Origin of the sequence: Hydrogenovibrio sp. JE_KL2, assembly GCF_009296185.1 — a bacterium.
Lineage (GTDB): Bacteria > Pseudomonadota > Gammaproteobacteria > Thiomicrospirales > Thiomicrospiraceae > Hydrogenovibrio.
Window position 1 is genome coordinate 183,716 of record NZ_WBJR01000001.1, and the last position, 20,785, is coordinate 204,500.

The following is a 20,785-nucleotide window of genomic DNA, read 5'->3' on the forward strand; positions in this document are numbered from 1 at the left end:
CTAGAATAAGCCTCATTTTTAATCTTATTGAAACTTTAGCGTGCTTAGATGAATCAAGCCTGATCGCTAGGCGACAACAAAAAGATTCAAACACAATTTAACGCTTAAACCTGGACTGTATTACGAATGGACTTGTCTTTTTTCACCAAAATTTTTGGCAGCCGAAACGATCGTTTACTTAAAAAATATTATAAGAGAGTGCAACAGATCAATGCACTTGAACCGGAAGTTTCCGCTTTATCTGATGAGCAGTTGAAAGAAAAGCAACAAGCCTTCAAAGAAAGAATTGCTGCTGGCGAAAGCTTAGATCACATTTTGCCGGAAGCTTTTGCTGTGGTAAGAGAAGCCGGGAAGCGTGTTCTGGGTTTACGTCATTATGACGTCCAGTTGATAGGTGGAATGGTGCTACATGAAGGTAACATCGCCGAAATGCGTACCGGGGAAGGGAAAACCTTGGTTGCTACCTTACCAGCGTATTTGAATGCGCTATCGGGCGAAGGTGTTCACGTTATTACCGTTAACGACTATTTGGCATCTCGTGATGCCGAGCAAATGGGACAACTATACGGTTTTCTAGGCTTGTCGACAGGTGTCATTCTATCGGGTCAAAGCAGCGAAGAAAAGCAAGCTGCTTATGCCTGTGATATCACTTACGGAACCAACAATGAGTTCGGTTTCGACTATCTTCGTGACAACATGGCAATTCAAGCTGAAGAGCGTGTTATGCGTGCGCAAAACTTCGCGATTGTCGATGAGGTGGACTCTATCCTGATCGATGAAGCCAGAACGCCATTGATCATTTCCGGTCCCGCTGAAGACAAGTCTGAGCTTTACCAAAAAATCAATCCATTGATTGCTCACTTGGAACGAGGTGAAGAAGACAAAGAGAACAAAACGGCAACGGGTGACTACACCATTGACGAAAAAAACAAGCAGGTTCATTTGACGGACGAAGGTCACGCGAAAATCGAGGCTATGCTGGTTGAAGCAGGTTTGATTGGTGAGCACGAATCTTTGTACGATGCTGAACATATCAGCTTGATGAAACATATCAACGCAGCGTTACGCGCAAACCTGTTGTTTGAAAAGAACCGCGATTACATTATTGAAGAAAATGAAGTCGTGATTATCGATGAATTTACCGGGCGTAAAATGCAAGGACGTCGCTGGGGCGATGGGTTGCATCAAGCGGTTGAGGCGAAAGAAGGCGTTCAAATCCAAGCAGAAAGCCAAACCTACGCATCGATTACCTTCCAGAACTATTTCCGTCAGTATGAAAAATTGTCAGGTATGACGGGGACGGCCGATACGGAAGCAGGTGAGTTCCTATCAACCTATTCCTTAGAAGTTGTCGTTATTCCAACCAATATCCCACCAAAACGTATCGATTTACCGGATTTAGTGTTTTTGGATATTGAAGGGAAATTCGCTTCTATCGTTCGTGATATCAAAGAAGTTCACGCCACGCAGCAACCTATTTTGGTTGGGACGGCTTCTATTGAAATGTCAGAGGTTCTGTCTGAACTTTTGGATAGGGAAAAGATTCCACATAACGTTCTGAACGCGAAACAACATCAGCGCGAAGCTGGCATTATCGCTGAAGCGGGTCGTCCTGGCGCAATCACTATTGCGACAAACATGGCCGGTCGTGGTACCGATATTGTATTGGGTGGTAACTTGGAAGCCGAGTTGGCGACATTGGAAAATCCATCTGAAGAAAAGATCGCCGAAGTCAAAGCCGCATGGAAAGAGCGTCACCAACAAGTATTGGATGCAGGCGGTTTGATGGTCATCGGTTCGGAACGCCATGAATCACGTCGTATCGACAATCAGTTGAGAGGGCGTTCCGGTCGTCAAGGTGATCCGGGTGTGACGCGTTTCTACCTGTCACTTGATGATGACTTGATGCGTCGTTTCGCATCTGAAAAAGTTAAAAACATGATGCGCCGTTTGGGCATGAAATCAGATGAAGCCATTGAACACAATATGGTGACGAAATCGATTGAGCGTGCGCAGAAGCAAGTTGAGCGTATGCATCAGGACGAGCGTGCGAACTTGTTGAAATTCGATAATATTTCGAACGAACAGCGTAAAGTGGTTTATGCGCAACGTAACGAGTTGATGGAAGAAGAAGATGTTTCTGAAGTCATCGATTCTCTACGTGAAAACGTATTTGAATCAGTTATGGCTAACTATATCCCACCGGGAAGTCTTGAAGAGCAGTGGGATATTGCAGCATTTGAAGCGACCCTGAAAGAAGACTTTGCAATTGACTTGCCAGTTTCAAAATGGGTTGAAGAAGACAAATCGCTTTATGAAGAACTGCTTCGTGATAAGTTGATTGCAGAAATCAAAGCCTTGTATGACACCAAAATGCAGGTACTTGATGAACGTACGCGTCATCATTTCGAAAAAGAAGTGTTGTTGCGTACCATTGACCAGCAATGGCGTGAGCATTTGAACGAGATGGACTATCTTCGTCGTTGGATTCACTTGAAAGGGTTTGCACAAAAAGATCCTTTCCAAGAATATCGCTCAACGTCTGCCGAAATGTTCGAAGCCTTCTTGAACGCGGTTATGTATGACACTATTCAAACCTTGTCTTTGGTTCAGATTCACGGTTCTGATGACGTTGATGCGTATGAGAAGCAGCAACAGGAAGAACGTCCTCAGCAGTTGGAAGCCAACCACCCGGCGGCACAATCACTGACGCAAGCGATGGGGCTTGAGTCTGCAGAGCAGATGCCAAGTGAAGAACCGTCTGAGCAAACGACATTTAAACGTGAAACCCCGAAAGTAGGGCGTAACGATCCTTGTCCATGCGGTTCGGGCAAAAAATATAAACAATGCTGTGGAAAACTGGATTAATTATCGCTATTATTTAATTCAGTAGAACGCAAATCCGAAAGCCCACTTGTCATTGATACAGTGGGCTTTTTTAGTTTGACCCTCTAAATATTTGTTACTAGGAAGTGCTATGAGCGCAAATACGGTTATCCATCCTGTTCAAGGTGTTTACGCTGGAACAACTTGTGCCAAGATCAAAAAATCCGGCAAGGAAGATTTTGTCTTGTTCCAATTTAATGATGCAGCGGTCACGGTCGCAACCTTTACGCTCAATGCGTTTTGTGCTGCGCCGGTTACCTTGGCAAAACGCCATCTTGCTGCAAAGGCGCCGAAAGCGCTGGTTATTAACAGTGGTAATGCCAATGCGGGTACCGGAAAACAAGGCATGATGGATGCCGAGCAAACCTGCGCTTGGGTAGCAAAAGAGCTAGGCTGTAGTGCGGATGAGGTTTTGCCTTTTTCAACGGGCGTTATTGGTCAAAACTTGCCAATGGATAAAGTGCAGCAAGCCATTCCAATGGCAGCAGCAAACCTGAAAATCGATGGTTGGGATGGTGCGATGAAAGGCATTATGACGACCGATACCGTTGAAAAGATATACAGCGAAAAAGTCTCTATTGGTGGACATGAAGTCACTTTTACCGGGATAGCAAAAGGTTCTGGAATGATTCATCCGAACATGGCTACGATGCTTGGGTTTGTGGCTACTGATGCGAAAATTACCAAAGCCTGCTTGCAGCAAGCCATGACGGATGCAACCAATTTATCGTTCAACCGCATCACGGTTGATGGTGACACTTCAACCAACGATGCTTGTACTTTGACCGCAACGCAGCAAGCTGATATGCCGACAATCGAAGATTGCAACTCAATGGCCTATCAAGAGTTTGCAAATGCGCTGAATCATTGCATGATGACTTTGGCTCAGAAAATTGTAAGAGATGGAGAAGGTGCCACCAAATTTGTCGCGGTGGAAGTCGAGAATGCACGAACTTCTGAAGAAGCTTTAAAGGTGGCTCATGCAGTGGCTTTGTCGCCCTTGGTGAAAACGGCATTGTTTGCTTCTGATCCGAACTGGGGTCGTATTTTGGCGGCTGTAGGCCGTGCAGGAGTTGAGGACTTCGATATTGATGCTATCCAAATCTATTTGGGTAATGTGCTGTTGGTAGAAAACGGTGGGCGTGCGGATTCTTATACGGAAGAAGCGGGTCAAGCGGTGATGAATGAAACCGATATTACGATTAAGATTATCTTGAATCGTGGTGAAGCCGGTGAAGTGGTCTGGACAACTGATTTTTCTTACGAGTATGTAAAAATCAACGCCGAATATAGAACCTAAATATTCCTTAATTAAGTATTCTTTAATTTACTATCATAAAATCTGCCTGGTTGGGGTCGCAATGCTTTGCCCCCAACCTGGTAGATTTTTCGTTGAATCAAGCCTTTACGATCACAGACAGCGCATCGCAAAGCGCTTGGTTTTCTTGATCGGTCCCAATACTGATTCTTAAATACTGGTCGATGCGTGGTAACTTGAAGTGGCGCACGATAATCGCTTTATCTCGGAGTTGTTGTGCAATATCTGCAGCGTCCAAGTGTTTGTGTTTGGTGAAGACGAAGTTGGCGGCGGAAGGCACAACTTCAAAGCCATTTACTGTCAGGAATTCGACCAGATTTTCCCGCGTGCGGATGATTTTTTCACAGCAGCCGTCAAAATACGCTTGGTCTTCAATCGCCGCCACTCCGGCAGCTAAGGCAACACGATCTATTGGATAAGAGTTGAAGCTGTTTTTAACGCGCTCCAGACCTTCAATCAGGTGGGCCTGCCCCATGGCATAACCAATGCGTAAGCCAGCCAAAGAGCGAGACTTGGAGTAGGTTTGCACCACCAATAGATTTGGGTAATCCTGAATCAACGATACCGCGGACTCGCCTCCGAAATCAATATAGGCTTCATCAACGACAACAACAGAATTGGGGTTGTTTTCCAATAGGGTTTTGATAGCGTCTAATGCCAGCACTCTGCCTGTCGGCGCATTTGGGTTCGGAAAAATAATGCCGCCGTTTTCAATAGCGTAATCAGCAGGATTGATTTCAAACTGCTCCGTTAAGGGGACAGTTTGGTAGTTGATGTCGTAAAGCCCGCAATATACCGGATAAAAACTATAAGTAATGTCTGGAAACAGCAAAGGCTTATCGTGTTTAAGAAGCGCCATGAAAATGTGCGCCAAGACCTCATCCGAACCATTGCCGACGAAAACCTGACCTGCTTGCAGCCCATAGTGGCTTTGTAGTGTCGTTTTTAAAGCATCCGAGTTAGGGTCTGGGTAAAGTCTCAACCGCTCGTCATTGACCGACGCAATAGCCTCATACACCTTTTGTGAAGGTGGGTAAGGGTTTTCGTTGGTATTGAGTTTAACGAGGTTGTCGACTTTCGGTTGTTCACCCGGTACGTAAGGCGTTAAGGTATGAACAAGATCGCTCCAAAATTGACTCATAGTGTTTCTCTAGTATTTTATCTTTAGGGTTGGTGGCTATTCGCCTGAAAAAACAGGGAACAAAAACAGTATTCTACTGTAAAAATCGAATTTCTAGCAGTGAAAACCTACCCCAACCTGGCAGATTTTTGACAAAATAAAGTCCATTAGAAATGAGGAAAACAGATGCAAGCCGAAACAAGTCGAAAACAAATCGTGGTTGGAGTTTTAAGAAAGGGAACGCAGGTGTTGTTGTCGGTCAGGCAGAAACATCAGGCTTATGCCGACTATTGGGAGTTTCCCGGTGGCAAAGTCGAAGCGGGTGAAGACTTTGAATTGGCATTGGAGCGAGAGTTTCATGAAGAAGTTGGCATTGAGACGCGCAACTGGCAGCCGCTGATTCAAATTCCTTGGGATTATGAACATGCTTCAGTCATGTTGAATGTGTTTGAAACCGAGGATTTTGTTGGAGAACCTCATGGCAAAGAAGGGCAAACGGTCTCTTGGGTTGAAACCGGTGATTTAAGCGGATACCGCTTTCCAGAAGCGAACGAAGGTATTGTGTCCGCATTGACTTTGCCAGATGTGATGATGATTACAGGAGATTTTGCTAATCAGGAAGATGCGCTTCACAAACTGGAAATCGCTTTGAAAGATGGTGTTCGTTTGGTTCAATTGCGAGCTAAGAAAATGGAAGAGCAGGCATTTCTGGCATTTGCGAAACAGGCCATCCCTAAAGTTCATGCCCATCAAGGAAAGGTCTTGATAAACGGTAAGCCGGAATGGTTGGATTTATTGCCTGAAGCGGATGGATTGCAACTGGCGTCAACCGAATTAACGCATTGGGCACAAAGGCCGGTTCCTGAAGAAAAGCTATTGAGTATTTCGACGCATAACGAATTGGAAATCGCTAAGGCATTGGAGTTGAAGGCCGACATTATTTTACTGTCACCGGTGAAGCCAACCTCTTCGCACCCGGATATGGAAGCCTTGGGCTGGATGGGATTTCAATCACTGGTTCAGAACGTTCCTGTGCCGGTTTATGCCTTGGGGGGTATGAAAGCTTCGGATATCAGCGAGGCTAAGCGCTTTGGTGCACAGGGCGTTGCCGCGATTTCCAGCTTTTGGCCGGCAACACTCTAGTTTGATCTAGAAGGGGTACTCAGTCTTCCAGTTTGGTTTTAGTCTTGATTGAGGAAGAAAGATCCTTGGTCGGGATGGTTTCCACCAGAATGTCATGTTCTTTGAGTTGCTCCGCCATTAGCTGCCAATTGTTTTGAGATACGGTCCAATTGGTGTGGTAATGAACCAAACTGTTGTCTTTGAGCCTGATAGAGTCATAAATCAAATCCAGACCGGGATTGGATTCGAGTAATTCATTGAATTGGGTTTCATCGACTATCATCAGCGGATTCAGGTGACTCTCTTGCACGATACGGGTAAAATTCGCCAGAGACAAGCCTTTCTTCGCCAAATATTTGATAATGGTATGCGCAAGCAGTCGCCTTGGCACTACCGCAGTGTAACAATAACCGTCTTGTAGAGAAGTGACCTTATAAGGCATGAATAAAACTCTCTTTGGTTGTGTTCTTCATTGAAAACCCCGATCTCTAGGCTATCGAAAAATCACGTGTTTTACAATCGTTTCAAGATGAAGATTTTGTGGAAGTAAAGTGGCGTTTGTTGCTTACAAGCCTGAAAAATAATGTTGGAGTTGCGCTTCAATAGATGCCAAGTCTCTTGAGGTATCAATAACAATATCGGCGTGATTCAAACGTTCCTGGCGGGAAACCTGTCGCTTCATAATATTGGCAATCTCTTCGTATGCCCAGTTATTGCGCTGTTGAACGCGCTCAATTTGCAGGGAAGGTGAACAGTCAGACACAATGACTTTATCAATGTAATCCGGTCTGCCCGTCTCCACCAAAAGTGGAATTTCCACAACAGCCATTTGATTTCCTTCTGCTTCAAACTTAGCCAGCTGCTCTGCTGTTGTTTGTCTAATCATTGGGTGGAGAATGGCTTCAAGTTGTTGGCGACTTTCATCGTTGTGGAAGACTTTTTGACGCATTGCTTCTCGGTTCAAGTGGCCGTCATCTTTGATAAACGCATCGCCAAAGGTTAAGGCAATTTGTTGGAGTGCCGGCATGCCAGGTTGAACCAAGTCTCTTGCGATCTCATCAGCATTGAGTGTGGGCACGCCTTGTTTTTCAAACCAGTGTTTGAGCGTGGACTTGCCACTGCCGATGCCGCCTGTGATCGCGTAGGTTTTCATAATGTTTAATTCATGAAGATGTGTTTGGGGGTCAATACCGTTAATCTTGACTAAGCGGGCTAGGTTTGTCAAACAAATAGCCTTGCAGGTGTGTTGCGCCCGCGGCGATTGCGGCTTGTTTCATTTCTTCTGTTTCAATACCTTCCATCACCAAGTCATAGCCGGCGGAACGAATCATGGCGGCGGTTTTTTCGATGATATTTTTGGTTTTGTCATCGGATAGTAGGCCACGGGTGAGCGTCATATCAAATTTAACGATATCTACCGGCATCCAAGATAGATATTTGATAGAGGAGTAGCCGCTACCGAAATCGTCCAACGCTACTTTAAAGCCTTGGCTGCGAATACTGTTAAGGGTTTCAGTGACTTGGTCAATGTTGGTAATCAAGGTACTTTCCAGAATTTCGATGACCAATTTATGTTCTGGTAAAAAGCGTTTGAAAGGCACCAATAATGAAGGCAAATTGCCTTGCAGCAAGGTTTGTACTGAAATATTGATGGACAACCCCATGCCTGAAGGAATTTTGTTTTGGGTTAGTAGTGTTAATATCGTGCTCAACACACACTGATCCAACTCAATTTCCAGGTTACGATGATGCACGACTTTGAGAATTTCCACCGGCTGAATAAGCGTGTCGTCTGCTTTGATTCTGACCAAGGCTTCTTTATAAGAAGCGTTCTCGGCTGTTAGAGAAACAATGGATTGGCCGTAAATTTGTAGAGAATTATTACACTGCAAACTTTCCACGATGGCATTAACATATTTTTTGGAAAGCAGAACGGCTTCTTCAAACTCTGCTTCATGTTCGTACACACTGATCTTTTTCTGTAAAGATTTTTTTGCACGATAAAGTGCAATATCCGCTTGGCGATTCATCAGGTAAACTTCATTGGCAATATCAGGCGTGACAATACTGATTCCAATACTGAATACCACTTTCTCGTTAATACCTAATAGTTGTTCAAAGTTGAATTTTGAAATGGCTTCGTAGCACTTCTCGGCAATTTTGATGCTTTCTTCGGGACTACGGTCTTTAACAATCGCTGCAAACTCGTCGCCACCGAGTCGGTAGAGGTCGGCATCAAGCGGTAAGGCTCTTTTGATTGTGGAGGCGGAAATGCGGATAATTTCATCGCCAACTTCGTGGCCATAGGTATCGTTGATAGCCTTAAAGAAATCGCAGTCGAACAAAAGGAATGCGATATTTCTAGGGTTTTTTGGGTAGTTTTGAATGATTTTCAGCCAGTTCTCTTCAAACGCTCGGCGATTCATTACATGCGAGAGAGCATCCACCCGTGCTTGTTCATGAGCAATCTGGCGCTGTTCTTCTATTTCGATATTGGCGCTGACAATTTGTTTGTGATAATGGTAAATTGCATCCTTGAGTCGCTCGAACTCTTTGAGGATGTAGCGTTTGTTCAGCGGAGATTCAAGTTTATTTGGACTGTTTTTCAGGCGTTCGATATAGCCTGTCATTTGGTGCAATGGTCGCATAATGAAATGTGCAAACAAAATGACAAACATCAGAGAAATGAGTAAGCCTAGAATCGCGACTTGAATCAGGAAGTTCTGGATCAGACCCCAGAGATATTCATTCATAGGGTTTAAAGGAATCTGATAGCTGACATAATGTGGAAGATCTGCGGCGAGGAAAGTACTTAAATTCTTTGTAAGATTAAGTTTTAGTGTGCCTCTTTTTATGTGAGTCAAGTGCTCATCAGCATTCAGTTCCGGCAAAAAGTCAGTTGCTAGCCCCGTATAGCCGGTAATGATTTTAGTGTAAGGCTTGTAAATAGGTTTGAATTGGATCAGAACCAATTTTCCATGCCAAATGAGAAAGTAGAGCGGGTGGTTTGGGATGGTGTTGGGTAATGGTTTTAAGTCGGTATCTGGGCTGGCAGCGACTAAATGACCATTTTCGTTGTATAGTTGAAGTTGCAGATAGTTTTTACGCCACAGTCGAGAGGTTTTTAAGGTTTTTCGATACCATATTTGAAAGCCATCTCTATGTGTGAGTTGTTGATACAAGTCGTCCCAATAAGTGATTTGATCTAGACTCTGATTGATTCTGTCAATGCTGATGACGATTTCATGTTGCAGTTCTTTTTTGGCTAAGGCCTCGGTCTTTATTTGAGCAAGTGAGCGTAGAGATTCTGTTTCTGAATACAACTGAAAATGGAAAAACGAGTAAATACCCAACATGGTCAGAACAAAGACAGCCAAATAGACTTTTGCAGTGAGTAGAGGGAGTTTCATTGAGAGAGTTGTATATTTATCAGTTGTCTGTTAAAAAAGGCATCCTAGCGATTGTACATGAATAATTGTAGCGAATGAAACATATCAGGAAAAGGTAAAATGTTTCCGTTAGAATAACGGCGATAAGTACGGAAAGAGGCAGTTTTATGTGTGGAATTTGTGGTGAAATTTATTGGAATGGACGGGGTGTTTCCGAAGCCTCTTTAACCCCCATGTTAAAGGCTTTGGAGCGAAGAGGGCCTGATGATGGCGGTGCCTGGATACAGAATCAAGTAGGCTTGGGGCACCGTCGTTTATCCATTATTGATTTGAGTGATGCCGGTCATCAGCCCATGATTGATAATGAACTGTCTCTAGTATTCAACGGCTGTATTTATAACTACCAATCCCTAAGATCACTTTTGATTGAACTGGGGCATGAATTCCGTTCTCACTCAGATACTGAAGTCATTTTGAAGGCTTACCGCCAATGGGGCATGGATTGTGTCACGCGCTTTGAAGGAATGTTTGCCTTCGCGATTTGGGATGATCATCACCAACAATTACTTATGGCCAGAGATCGTTTTGGTATAAAACCACTTTACTATGCACCGGTTGAAGGAGGGGTTAAGTTTGCTTCCAATACGCAAGCATTGCTGGCATCCGGCGATATCAATACTGAAATAGACCCTATTGGACTGCATCACCAATTTACACTCCATGGTGTGATTCCAGCGCCTTATACTATTTTGAAGGGTATCCGAAAGCTTGAACCGGGACATTGGATGATTGTTAATCCTGATGGACAAATGTTCAAGAAATCTTATTGGCACCTGATGGCGGAACGTCCTGTTGGCGCTGAGAATCTGAGTGAAGAAGATTGGATAAATCGTATTCATGATTCACTGAAGCAAGCCGTGCATAAACGCCTAACAGCGGCAGATGTGCCAGTAGGCGTGCTATTGTCTGGTGGACTTGATTCCAGTTTGATTGTCGCCTTGCTTGCAGAAGCCGGAGTGAAAGATATTCGTACCTTTTCAATCGGATTTGAAGACGTTCCTGAAGAGAAGGGAAGTGAGTTTGAATACTCCGATCAGGTAGTTGAACGCTACCAAACAATACACAAGAAATACCTCATTTCAAACGAGGAAGTGCTGCCTAGGTTGCCGGAAGCGGTAGATGCTATGGCTGAGCCTATGTTTGGTCAAGATGCGGTTGCTTTCTATTTGCTATCCGAGCAGGTTTCTCAAGATGTGAAAGTGGTGATGTCCGGTCAGGGAGCAGATGAAGTGTTTGCCGGATATTTTTGGTATCCGCAAATGGCTGAGGCCTATGAAAACCTTACACCAGGTGAACCTCCTGTGAATGCATTTTCCCCTTTCTATTTTGATAGAACGCATGAAGAGTGGTTGGCAATGGTTAACCCAAAATATCATGTGCATGATGTGACTTCTGAATGGGCAAATGACCGATTAAGTGAGCCGGGCGCAACGACATTTTTAGACCAAGTCTTGAGGTTGGATGCCTCTACTTTGATTGTGGATGATCCGGTTAAGCGTGTAGATAACATGACCATGGCTTGGGGATTGGAAGCCAGGGTTCCGTTTTTGGATCATGACTTGGTTTCATTGGCGATGTCTGCACCAGAATCACTCAAGCGTCAGGACTTTAAATATGTACTGAAAAAAATCGCAAGAGGCATTGTGCCGGATAGCGTGATTGACCGTCCGAAAGGTTATTTCCCCATGCCCGCATTAAAGTATGTACGTGACGACTTTTACCAATGGATGAGAGATGTCTTGACGAGCGATGCTGCGAAGGCACGTGGTATTTTTAACCCAGACTACATCGAAAACTTATTGGCGAATCCTGAAAGTGAATCCAGTTTCACAGCAATTAAGGGGAGCAAACTGTGGCATGCAGCTTTGCTTGAGTTGTGGCTGCAACGTAATGTGGATCGATATATCTCCTGATGAAAATCGTGGAAAGTTAAATGGAAGCAGTTTTCGTTTCACGGAAAAAGTTTGATATAATAACTTACCAAATCACTCGGGTATTTGGCGGTTCATCAGCCAAATAGCAATTTTCAGGAGATAAAATGGATAATCAGCAACAAGAAACACTTGATCGTATTCACCAGCAAGTGACCAATAACCCAGTCGTTATTTACATGAAAGGCACACCACAGATGCCTTCTTGTGGTTTTTCAAGCCGTGCAGCACAGGCATTGGTAGAAACGGGTGAGAAGTTTGCATTTGTTAACGTCTTGGCTGACCCGTATATTTTTGAACATTTGCCTAAGTACCAAGATTGGCCGACCTTCCCTCAACTGTATATCGATGGTGAGCTACAAGGCGGTTGTGATATTACGTTGGAATTGGCTGAGTCAGGAGACTTGAAAAAGTTGATGCAGGCAGCGAATGAAAAGCATGCTCATTCAGATGATTCTTGATTTTTAGGATAAGCTGAATTTAAAAAAAAGCGCCTGTACGGCGCTTTTTTTATCGCTAAAATCTGCCAGGTTGGGGTGGTAAGACAGATTAGGATAAGGTGTTGTCAGGCATTTGCAATGGCCATTGGTTGACGATTTTGCAGAATAGTTCTGCGGTTTTTTCGGTATCGTACTCGGCAGAGTGTGCCTTGCTGTCTTCCCAGTCGATTCCTGCCTCGGTCACAGCTTTTGCCAGCACGGTTTGGCCGTAGACCAAGCCCGAAAGTGAAACGGTATCGAATGTGCTGAATTCATGAAAGGGAGATTTTATCTTACATCGCTCTGAAGCTGCCTTAACAAAACTCAAGTCGAAAAAAGCATTGTGACCAATCAAAATAGCACGGCTACAGTCTTGGTCTTTCAGAAGTTTTCTGATGGGGGCAAAACATTTTTCCAAAGCGTCTTTTTCTGAAACTGCCATGCGAAAAGGGTGAGTTGGGTCTTCAACGCCGATGAATTTCAATGCGCCGGGATCCAATTTAGAGCCTCTGAAGGGGAGAACATTCGCTTGGATGGTTTGGTCTTTCTCAAGCAAGCCATCTTCATTCATTTTGAGTGTGACGACCGCAATTTCAATCAATGCGTTTGTTTGCGGGTCAAAACCGGCTGTTTCAACATCAACAACAACGGGCAAAAAGCCACGGAAACGGTCTTTAATTAGTGTTACTGGTCTCATAATTTTAGTGTGTTAAAGCTTTTTTATCAGTATTTTGGACTGTCTTTGGTAGTTGTAGAGCATTTGCCGTTTTTCAGGCAGCATCTCAAGGCTCGACTTTTCAAACCCCTGTTCTTGGAACCAATGATCGGTATGGGTGGTGAGAAGAAATAGTTTTTGTACGGCTTGCTGCTTTGCCATTGCTTCAATTTTATTGAGAATTTCCTGGCCTAGCTCGCCGCCCTGATAACTTGGATCAACTGCAAGGCAAGCTAATTCGGCTTGGTATTCATCCATGGGATAAAGTGCGGCACAGCCGATAATTTGTTGATCTCTTTCAGCGACGATAAAGTTGTTTATTTCAAGTTCAAGTGCTTCTCGAGAACGTTTGACCAGAATGCCTTGTTCTTCGAGAGGAGAAATCAGTTTGAGAATACCTGCGACATCATCAATCATTGCAGGGCGCAATTGGTGATAGCGATCAGCGTAAATGAGCGTGCCAAGTCCGTCACGACTGAACAACTCAAACAGCATGCTGCTTGGCTCCTGTTGAGATACGATGTGGATGCGTTTGACGGAGCTGGCGGCATTAAGCGATAGCTTCAAGAGATTCGCTAAACTGTGCAAGTCTCCATCAGTTTTAATGGTCTCTAAATAACGTTGCGCTTCTAATAAGCTCATTGTCTTTGGAATATCGGCCAGTTCGTCGGTGTCTGAGTAGACAATCAGCTTGTCGGCATTCAGTGCTTGAGAAACGGCAAATGCCTGTTCAAGGGTGTTGAGATTAAAGACTTCTCCAGTCAGAGAATAAGCCAAAGGCGTTAGCAGGCAGACTTGGTTATTGTTCAAGCAAGCGTTGATGGCGGAACTATTAATCTTTCTTAAAGAACCTGTATGCTGAAAATCAATGCCATTAATGACGCCCTTGGGCTTGGCAATGACCCAGTTACCGGAAACCAGTGAAAGAGGGGAGTGCTGTTCAGCACAAGCTTGACTGAAGACGGCTTCAAGTTGTGAGCGAACCCAACCTATGGTTTTTTGAATCGTTTCGACATGATCGGTTTGAGTGACTCGGCAAAATTGGTGTGTATCCCACTGATGTCCTGCAAGCGTTAATGCCTTATCAATCTGCACGCTTGCTCCAAGCGTTAAAACGACTTTTATGCCAAGATTGTTAAGCAAAACGACATCTTTAGCAAACTGTAGAAGGTGGTCCGAAACTTGGAGCATTTCACCCGGAAGATAAATAACCAGAGTTTTACCTCTGTGCGTAGCAATATAGGGCGAAGACTGACGTAGGTTATTAATAAAATCTAATTCAGATTGCAGCATAGTTATGAGAGAATACCAAGTTATTTGGATTAGTATAACAGGCTGCCGTCAAAAACAAAGAAAATGCGCTTAAAAAGCACTTTGAACGGCAAGGTTTTAACGCACTTAGCCTGCATAACAGGAGACAACTATGCCCGCATATCGTTCGAAAACGAGTACCCATGGAAGAAATATGGCTGGAGCACGTGCTTTATGGCGTGCAACTGGTATGCAAACTGAAGATTTTGGTAAGCCGATTATTGCAATTGCCAACTCTTTTACTCAGTTTGTTCCTGGACATGTACATTTGAAAGATATGGGGCAGCTGGTAGCACAAGTCATTGAAAGTGCCGGTGGTGTTGCCAAGGAATTTAACACTATCGCTGTGGATGATGGAATTGCCATGGGGCATGACGGTATGTTGTACTCATTGCCTTCTAGGGATTTGATTGCAGATTCAGTCGAATATATGTGTAATGCGCATTGTGCTGATGCATTGGTTTGTATCTCCAACTGCGACAAAATCACTCCAGGTATGATGATGGCGGCAATGCGCTTGAATATCCCAACCATTTTTGTAACTGGTGGACCAATGGAGTCTGGTAAAACTGTTCTTGGCGGTGAAGGAATTAAACTGGACTTGGTTGATGCCATGGTTATGGCCGCAGACAGTCACTGCTCGGATAGTGATGTTGAAGAGGTAGAGCGTTCGGCTTGCCCAACATGTGGTTCCTGCTCAGGTATGTTCACCGCAAACTCCATGAATTGTTTGGCCGAAGCCTTAGGAATTGCGTTGCCTGGCAACGGAACAACTTTAGCGACACATGCAGACAGAAAACATTTGTTTGAAGAAGCTGGTAGAAGAATCGTTGAGCTAGCCAAGCAATACTATGAGCAAGACGATGCAGGTGTCCTACCAAGATCAATTGCAACCCGTGAAGCTTTCGAAAATGCGATGGCTCTGGATGTAGCGATGGGTGGGTCAACCAATACAGTACTACATTTGCTTGCCATTGCGCGTGAAGCAGAAGTTGATTTTACGATGGCGGACATGGATCATATTTCCCGCAAAGTACCGTGCCTTGTTAAAGTTGCCCCTAACTCGAAAATCTTTCATATGGAAGATGTGCATAGAGCTGGCGGAATCATGCGTATTTTAGGGGAGCTGGAACGCGGTGGCTTAATCAATACAGATGTTAAAACCGTACACGCATCGACTATGGGCGCTGCGTTAGAGTTATGGGACATCACTCGTACAGAGGACGAGGCAGTTAAAACTTTTTACCGTGCAGCACCAGGAAATGTCAGAACAACCGAAGCATTCAGTCAAAATAAGCGCTGGAAAGAAGTTGACGATGATGATGAAAAGGGGTGTGTCAGAAGTTTAGAGCATGCCTATACCCAAGAGGGTGGTTTGGCGGTGCTTTATGGAAATATTGCATTAGATGGTTGTATTGTTAAAACTGCCGGTGTGGATGAAGAAATCTTCAAGTTTTCTGGTCCAGTTAAAATCTACGAAAGCCAAGAAGATGCGGTTGCAGCGATTCTAGGTGATGAGGTTAAGGCTGGGGATATCGTTGTTATTCGATACGAAGGACCAAGAGGTGGTCCAGGAATGCAGGAAATGCTGTATCCTACAAGCTACCTTAAATCAAAAGGTTTAGGTAAAAGCTGTGCACTTCTGACTGATGGGCGTTTCTCTGGAGGTACGTCTGGCTTATCTATCGGACATTGTTCTCCCGAAGCGGCAGAAGGTGGGAATATTGGCTTGGTTGAAAATGGAGATATTATCGAAATTGATATCCCGAATAGAAGTATTCAAGTTAAGTTAACGGATGAAGAATTGGCGGAAAGACGCCAAGCAATGGTTGCCAAAGGTAAGCTTGCATGGAAGCCAGTGAAAGAACGTCCCAGAAAAGTTAGTGCTGCCCTTAGAGCGTATGCAGCTATGACAACCAGTGCGGCTTTTGGTGCCGTTCGTAACGTTGAACAAATTGAAAAGTAGCCTGATTCGCTAAGTCAAATATTGACCTGGGCAGTTGGTTTTCACTTAATAAATTTATTGTGGAGTAAAGAATGTTTGCAGATAGATTGACAACTGAACAAAGACAAGCAGTATTTGATTTGGCTGTTATGTTGGCGAATGCTGATCTGGATGTTTCAGAAGAGGAACTTGGGTATTTAAAGACTTTTAGTGATGCTTTTGGGATTGAATTTGACCTTGATAAGTCTCAAATTAATTTGGAAGACACTTTGCGTGTTTTTAATTCTAAGCAGTCTAAAATTATCCTTCTCCAAGAATTAATCAAACTGTCTTATAAGGATGGTCATTTCGGTGAAGAAGAGCAGGATAAGGTGTTCATGATTTCCCAAAAAATCGGTATGAACGATCCTGACTTATTCTTGAAGATAGAAAAATGGGTCAGACAAGGTGCTGATTGGTTGTTTGAAGGTGAACAAATGCTCGAAGATGGTTATTGATTGAACCTCTTAAGGCTTCCTTCCACGCATTCCAAATAAAAAGGCTTCAAATGAAGCCTTTTTATTTGGAATAGATTGTTAGAGCCTAGCAGAAATACTAGCAATAATAATGAATTCTAGGCAATAAAAAACCCAGCATAGCTGGGTTTTTTATTGATCTTAACGAGAGATTATTCGCGGTAGCTTGGACCGTTAATTTCTAGACCGTTATCCATATAAGCCTCATAGAACTCTAGGTTTCTGTAGACTTCGCTTTGAGCTTTAAATGGTTTTAAACGCATGTTCTTGTTACAACCACCATAACGACGGTGCAGTGTTCCCAGCTCTTGCCATTTTGCACGGAAAACAGGGAAACCTGTTGTGTGACCTAGGTTAGGAGACAAGATGTTTGCACGAGCCTTACGGCCTGCGTTGTAAGTGTGACATTTAGCACAAGAAAGGTTCAATTGACCATGTGGTGTAATAAAGAACTTCTCACCTGCAAGGAATGCTTTTTTAGCACCTTCAGAGTTGATTACAACATGGATTTTTTGACCGCGTGCTTGGTCTGCGTAAAAGGCTGAAAGTTTTGCAATATCGCCTTTTTTCCATTTAAAAGGTTTAAGTCCAGCATCAGTACGACATTGGTTGATTTGACCTTCTAGAGTTTGTACTTGTTGTGTTTTCTCGTCGAAGCGAGGGAACATAACACGCACTTTAGTCACATCTGAACCGAAACACTTGTCGTAAACGGCTTTATCTTTGTTATACAAGGCTTCCCCTGCATCAATTGCATCTAGATATGGAGGAAATTCCATAACAGCTTTGAATTGAGACATCTTGTCAGCCGAGTAGATATAAGCACCGTTCTTGTATGCTGAAATATCAATATTCGGGTTTTTTGCTTTGAAATATTTGACTAAGTCTTGACGACTTTGTTCTGGATCAATGCTGGCAGCCATAGAAACTGTGGCTGTCGCTGTTGCGCCTAACGCTAAGGCGACTAGCAATGTTTTCTTCATCCCATTCCTCCGTCCGAGAACTCTTTATTTATAAAGTATTATTATAGAGAATTTTGGAACCTGCCAAATGGCAGATTCCAGGCAGATTAAATTACTTCAAAGTAATAGAATCAGTACCTTTATCACCGATGTTAGAAGCAACGTTTAGAGTTACTTTATCACCTTTGTTTGCTTTAACTTTAACACCAAGGTATGGGTTTGCAGAAACAGCACCAGACCATTGAGCGTCGATTGCTTTAGTTCCGTTAACCAATACTTCAACTACGTTGATGTAGTTAGCTGGATATGGCTTACCAGTTTTTTTGTTCATTCGAGCACCAGATTCCATTGGGTGCTTGATTAGTGCCTTAACTTCAGCGATGCCACCTTTAGATTTTCCACGCATTCTGATTTTGATTGACATGTTATTTCCTTTAAATTTGCAGTTATTCTAAATAAAGTTTACGTGAAAAGTGGATTAACCACCACATCCACCGATAGTAACTTTAACTTCTTGTTCTGCTTTGTATAGCTTACCACCAGCTTTAACGATAGCTACTACGTTTTGAGTTTCACCCATTTTGATACGAGTAGAAACATAACCTTCTGCAGCACTTGCGAAGCTGTATTCACAAACTAGAGGCATAGGGTTTTTGCTAGCAACGATTGAAATTGACTCAACGCCTTTCATTTTAGAAGCGTCAATAGTGATAGGTGTAACTGCACCGTTTTCAGCGATAGCAGGAGCTTTAAGGGTGATGTCACCAGAAGCAGTAGCTGAAGCAGTACCGTACATGCCGTTAAGAGCGTCATCTACTTTTTTAGCGTCAAAAGCTTTTTTGTTCCAATCAGCTAATACAGTTGAAGGTGTTAGAAGACCAGCGTTTACTGCAACCGCAGCTGCACCAGTAGCTAGAGTACCTTTAAGGAAAGATCTACGTTTCATAAGGTTTTAAACTCCCGTTTAAGGTTTAATTTAAAAATTACAGTGTATAGATGAAATCAACGATTTCATGTATTTGTTTATCTGTAAGGATTCCGTTTTGTCCGAACGGAGGCATCATACTGTTTGGAACCTGAGTATTTGGTTTACCCCAAACTTTGTCAAAAAGTTTTTGTTTGTCTGGATAACGCAACTTCATGGCAATTAACGCAGGACCAATATTTCCAGCCAGTTGACCACCTTGAATTGCATGGCATGCAAGGCAGTTTCCTTGGGATCTACTGAAAGCCAATTTTTTACCTGCTTCAACACTTGTCATCTCTTTATCACCAGCTTGTGCTGATAATGGAGCTACGGCAAATGCTGTGGTAATTGCAGCGGCAGTCAGTAAGTGCTTCATTTTAGTTTTCAACATTCTTATCCTCCTGAAAAAAAGCCAGACGACTTTTTTATCTGTTCTTCCTATTTATCTTTTGAATAGGTTTTGAGCAGTTTGTGCTCTTAGACGCATAGGTTACTGATATATGAAATATACGCAAGTGTTTTATCAAAAATCTTGATAGCAATATTTAATACTGCTAAAAAAAAATTTATGTCAAGTGATTATTTTAATTTTTGATCTGCAATTTTTTGATCTGTAGATGCTTGATTTTCAAGCTGAATTAGCTTATTGAAGAAGGTGCTGTTTTTATCTTTTTCAAGCAGTTTTGCTTGTTTGACTAGGTAAAGTGTTTTGGATGTGTTGCCAATATTGTAGTTTGCCAGCGCATTGTAGTAGTAGGTGTATTTGGCATTATTTTGGGTTGAAAAGAGTCGGGCAAGCTCAGAATACATTAGGTACTGATAGTGAAATTTTGGTGTCGCTTTTCTGAGCAGTTCAATCGCCTTATCAATCTGATTGTTTTGCTCTAATGCGAGAGCATGCAGGTATGGAATACTGAAGTCAGATGGATAAATTGCTTCCAAGTATGTGAACTCATCATATCCAAGTTTAGGTTTTATGACAGAGTCAACTTGAGCTTGTAATAAGCGATACAGCTTATTGTTAGGGTATTGTTTGGTGGCATCCTTCAGGCATTGTGTATTAAATGATGCTGTTGCTTTGTCCGCAGACTGAAGTGACTTTAAGTTCCGTAGGTAGCATTGCTCATTTTTATCAAGATGCTTATTGCCATAACTGTCGTCAATATGAAGCAATAGCTTCATGCGCAGTTGGATGAGCTTTAATGAGTTTTTGTGATAAACGCGTTTACTGTCTTTGGATAGTTGGTAGGCTCTTTCTTTCGCTTTGGCTAAACGTTCTTCGGTTACAGGGTGTGTTAAGAGAATTTCCGGTGCTTTGAATTCGTTGAGTTGGGACTCTTTTTCTAAGCGGCCAAAAAAATCTGACATGGCATAAGGGTTGTAGCCTGCTTTTTCCAAATACTTAATGCCAAAATAATCGGCCTCATTTTCGTGAATACGCGAGTTTTTCAATTGTTGTTGAATGTTAAGTCCCATGCCTCCCATATAGGTTGCAATGCCGGCACTGACATCTTGAGAGCCAATGAGTATTGCTGCAATGAGGGAGGCGATACTGGTAACGCTGACGTTGTTTTGGTATTCAAATGTTCGTGACAAATGTCGCTGGGTTACGTGAGCGATTTCGTGCGCCATGACGGAAGCAAGCTCATCTTCGGTTTGTGCAGCAAGTATGAGGCCTGTATGTATGCCTATGACGCCATTGGGGCCAGCAAAAGCATTGACTTCTGGGTCATTGAGGATGTAGAAGGTGAATTGGCGGTCTTGTCCTGTTTGGCTGGCGATTTTATTACCGATATGTCGAACATAGCTCAGCGTTATTGGGTCGTAAAACAAGTCATACTGTTCATGAAGTGCTACAGAAAAAGCTCTGCCCAAAGAGGTCTCTGTTTGAGAGTCGTAGTCCTTTAAGTCGGGCGCGCCAAGATCAGGCAGGTTACTGCCGAGTGCTAAGGGCGACACACAAAGGGTTAAACATAAGAAGAGTATGGTTTTTTGCATAAAATTCGGTTAGGCTTTAGTTGAAGGTATTATAAAACGAAGCATGAGAGGCATATATAAAGAATCA

The 20,785-nt window shown here is 43.3% G+C and carries 18 protein-coding genes; 7 read left to right on the plus strand and 11 right to left on the minus strand.

Features of this window, described 5'->3' with window-relative positions; translation table 11 throughout:
• Positions 1-126 precede the first annotated feature (126 nt).
• Both secA and argJ read left to right on the plus strand, forming a co-directional pair.
• Positions 127-2,868 (plus strand): preprotein translocase subunit SecA, encoded by a 2,742-nt coding sequence (secA, locus tag F8R13_RS00825; RefSeq protein WP_152831346.1) that lies wholly within the window; start codon positions 127-129, stop codon positions 2,866-2,868.
• Positions 2,869-2,977: 109 nt separating this feature from the next.
• On the plus strand, positions 2,978-4,186 hold the full coding sequence (gene argJ / locus F8R13_RS00830; RefSeq protein ID WP_152831348.1) for a bifunctional glutamate N-acetyltransferase/amino-acid acetyltransferase ArgJ: 1,209 nt from the start codon (positions 2,978-2,980) through the stop codon (positions 4,184-4,186).
• Between the two features lie 97 nt (positions 4,187-4,283).
• Here argJ and hisC read toward each other — a convergent pair whose 3' ends face one another.
• Positions 4,284-5,345, minus strand: coding sequence for a histidinol-phosphate transaminase (gene hisC, locus F8R13_RS00835; protein ID WP_152831350.1), 1,062 nt, complete (start codon positions 5,343-5,345; stop codon positions 4,284-4,286).
• Positions 5,346-5,510: 165 nt separating this feature from the next.
• On the opposite strand from hisC, the gene F8R13_RS00840 reads away from it, so the two are divergent.
• The gene (locus F8R13_RS00840) at positions 5,511-6,467 is read left to right on the plus strand and encodes a Nudix family hydrolase (RefSeq protein ID WP_152831352.1); all 957 of its coding nucleotides are present in this window, start codon (positions 5,511-5,513) and stop codon (positions 6,465-6,467) included.
• A 19-nt stretch (positions 6,468-6,486) separates the two neighbouring features.
• Here the strand turns inward: F8R13_RS00840 and F8R13_RS00845 are convergent, their stop codons facing one another.
• The 3 genes from F8R13_RS00845 to F8R13_RS00855 all read right to left on the minus strand — a co-directional run bounded on the left by F8R13_RS00845 (position 6,487) and on the right by F8R13_RS00855 (position 9,856).
• Positions 6,487-6,888: a hypothetical protein gene (locus F8R13_RS00845; protein ID WP_152831354.1), complete on the minus strand. Its 402-nt coding sequence runs from the start codon at positions 6,886-6,888 to the stop codon at positions 6,487-6,489.
• Positions 6,889-7,011: 123 nt separating this feature from the next.
• Positions 7,012-7,599: a dephospho-CoA kinase gene (gene coaE / locus F8R13_RS00850; RefSeq protein ID WP_152831356.1), complete on the minus strand. Its 588-nt coding sequence runs from the start codon at positions 7,597-7,599 to the stop codon at positions 7,012-7,014.
• 40 nt (positions 7,600-7,639) lie between these two features.
• The gene (locus F8R13_RS00855; protein WP_152831358.1) at positions 7,640-9,856 is read right to left on the minus strand and encodes a bifunctional diguanylate cyclase/phosphodiesterase; all 2,217 of its coding nucleotides are present in this window, start codon (positions 9,854-9,856) and stop codon (positions 7,640-7,642) included.
• 146 nt (positions 9,857-10,002) lie between these two features.
• Between F8R13_RS00855 and F8R13_RS00860 the strand changes: the two genes are divergently transcribed.
• Positions 10,003-11,808, plus strand: coding sequence for an N-acetylglutaminylglutamine amidotransferase (locus F8R13_RS00860; RefSeq protein ID WP_152831360.1), 1,806 nt, complete (start codon positions 10,003-10,005; stop codon positions 11,806-11,808).
• Positions 11,809-11,933: 125 nt separating this feature from the next.
• The gene (grxD, locus tag F8R13_RS00865) at positions 11,934-12,287 is read left to right on the plus strand and encodes a Grx4 family monothiol glutaredoxin (protein ID WP_152831362.1); all 354 of its coding nucleotides are present in this window, start codon (positions 11,934-11,936) and stop codon (positions 12,285-12,287) included.
• A gap of 88 nt (positions 12,288-12,375) precedes the next feature.
• Here the strand turns inward: grxD and rnt are convergent, their stop codons facing one another.
• Together rnt and argA are read right to left on the minus strand one after the other, a co-directional pair.
• Positions 12,376-13,002, minus strand: coding sequence for a ribonuclease T (gene rnt / locus F8R13_RS00870; RefSeq protein WP_152831364.1), 627 nt, complete (start codon positions 13,000-13,002; stop codon positions 12,376-12,378).
• A gap of 12 nt (positions 13,003-13,014) precedes the next feature.
• Entirely contained in the window at positions 13,015-14,313 is a 1,299-nt protein-coding gene (gene argA, locus F8R13_RS00875; RefSeq protein WP_152831366.1) for an amino-acid N-acetyltransferase, read from the minus strand.
• Positions 14,314-14,443: 130 nt separating this feature from the next.
• Between argA and ilvD the strand changes: the two genes are divergently transcribed.
• Both ilvD and F8R13_RS00885 read left to right on the plus strand, forming a co-directional pair.
• Positions 14,444-16,297 carry a dihydroxy-acid dehydratase gene (gene ilvD, locus F8R13_RS00880; protein ID WP_152831368.1) on the plus strand — a complete coding sequence of 618 codons (1,854 nt, stop codon included), beginning with the start codon at positions 14,444-14,446 and terminating at the stop codon, positions 16,295-16,297.
• 71 nt (positions 16,298-16,368) lie between these two features.
• Positions 16,369-16,773: a TerB family tellurite resistance protein gene (locus tag F8R13_RS00885; protein ID WP_152831370.1), complete on the plus strand. Its 405-nt coding sequence runs from the start codon at positions 16,369-16,371 to the stop codon at positions 16,771-16,773.
• 170 nt (positions 16,774-16,943) lie between these two features.
• On the opposite strand, the gene soxA is transcribed toward F8R13_RS00885, so the two are convergent.
• The 5 genes from soxA to F8R13_RS00910 form a co-directional block, all read right to left on the minus strand.
• Positions 16,944-17,774, minus strand: a complete 831-nt coding sequence (gene soxA, locus F8R13_RS00890) for a sulfur oxidation c-type cytochrome SoxA (RefSeq protein WP_152831372.1) — start codon at positions 17,772-17,774, stop codon at positions 16,944-16,946.
• A gap of 91 nt (positions 17,775-17,865) precedes the next feature.
• Positions 17,866-18,177 (minus strand): thiosulfate oxidation carrier complex protein SoxZ, encoded by a 312-nt coding sequence (soxZ, locus tag F8R13_RS00895; RefSeq protein ID WP_029908063.1) that lies wholly within the window; start codon positions 18,175-18,177, stop codon positions 17,866-17,868.
• A gap of 54 nt (positions 18,178-18,231) precedes the next feature.
• Complete coding sequence (gene soxY / locus F8R13_RS00900) at positions 18,232-18,699, minus strand: thiosulfate oxidation carrier protein SoxY (protein WP_152831374.1); 468 nt, start codon at positions 18,697-18,699, stop codon at positions 18,232-18,234.
• A 37-nt stretch (positions 18,700-18,736) separates the two neighbouring features.
• The gene (soxX, locus tag F8R13_RS00905) at positions 18,737-19,111 is read right to left on the minus strand and encodes a sulfur oxidation c-type cytochrome SoxX (RefSeq protein WP_152831376.1); all 375 of its coding nucleotides are present in this window, start codon (positions 19,109-19,111) and stop codon (positions 18,737-18,739) included.
• A gap of 188 nt (positions 19,112-19,299) precedes the next feature.
• Entirely contained in the window at positions 19,300-20,718 is a 1,419-nt protein-coding gene (locus F8R13_RS00910; RefSeq protein WP_152831378.1) for a M48 family metallopeptidase, read from the minus strand.
• Between the last annotated feature and the right edge of the window lie 67 nt (positions 20,719-20,785).

Coding starts and splice junctions, on each gene's coding strand:
- secA (WP_152831346.1), top strand. CDS start 127: ATGGACTTGTCTTTTTTCACCAAAATTTTTGGCAGCCGAAACGATCGT.
- F8R13_RS00910 (WP_152831378.1), bottom strand. CDS start 20,718: ATGCAAAAAACCATACTCTTCTTATGTTTAACCCTTTGTGTGTCGCCC.
- soxZ (WP_029908063.1), bottom strand. CDS start 18,177: ATGTCAATCAAAATCAGAATGCGTGGAAAATCTAAAGGTGGCATCGCT.
- soxA (WP_152831372.1), bottom strand. CDS start 17,774: ATGAAGAAAACATTGCTAGTCGCCTTAGCGTTAGGCGCAACAGCGACA.
- argA (WP_152831366.1), bottom strand. CDS start 14,313: ATGCTGCAATCTGAATTAGATTTTATTAATAACCTACGTCAGTCTTCG.
- F8R13_RS00885 (WP_152831370.1), top strand. CDS start 16,369: ATGTTTGCAGATAGATTGACAACTGAACAAAGACAAGCAGTATTTGAT.
- hisC (WP_152831350.1), bottom strand. CDS start 5,345: ATGAGTCAATTTTGGAGCGATCTTGTTCATACCTTAACGCCTTACGTA.
- ilvD (WP_152831368.1), top strand. CDS start 14,444: ATGCCCGCATATCGTTCGAAAACGAGTACCCATGGAAGAAATATGGCT.
- F8R13_RS00860 (WP_152831360.1), top strand. CDS start 10,003: ATGTGTGGAATTTGTGGTGAAATTTATTGGAATGGACGGGGTGTTTCC.
- rnt (WP_152831364.1), bottom strand. CDS start 13,002: ATGAGACCAGTAACACTAATTAAAGACCGTTTCCGTGGCTTTTTGCCC.
- grxD (WP_152831362.1), top strand. CDS start 11,934: ATGGATAATCAGCAACAAGAAACACTTGATCGTATTCACCAGCAAGTG.
- argJ (WP_152831348.1), top strand. CDS start 2,978: ATGAGCGCAAATACGGTTATCCATCCTGTTCAAGGTGTTTACGCTGGA.
- coaE (WP_152831356.1), bottom strand. CDS start 7,599: ATGAAAACCTACGCGATCACAGGCGGCATCGGCAGTGGCAAGTCCACG.
- F8R13_RS00855 (WP_152831358.1), bottom strand. CDS start 9,856: ATGAAACTCCCTCTACTCACTGCAAAAGTCTATTTGGCTGTCTTTGTT.
- F8R13_RS00845 (WP_152831354.1), bottom strand. CDS start 6,888: ATGCCTTATAAGGTCACTTCTCTACAAGACGGTTATTGTTACACTGCG.
- F8R13_RS00840 (WP_152831352.1), top strand. CDS start 5,511: ATGCAAGCCGAAACAAGTCGAAAACAAATCGTGGTTGGAGTTTTAAGA.
- soxX (WP_152831376.1), bottom strand. CDS start 19,111: ATGTTGAAAACTAAAATGAAGCACTTACTGACTGCCGCTGCAATTACC.
- soxY (WP_152831374.1), bottom strand. CDS start 18,699: ATGAAACGTAGATCTTTCCTTAAAGGTACTCTAGCTACTGGTGCAGCT.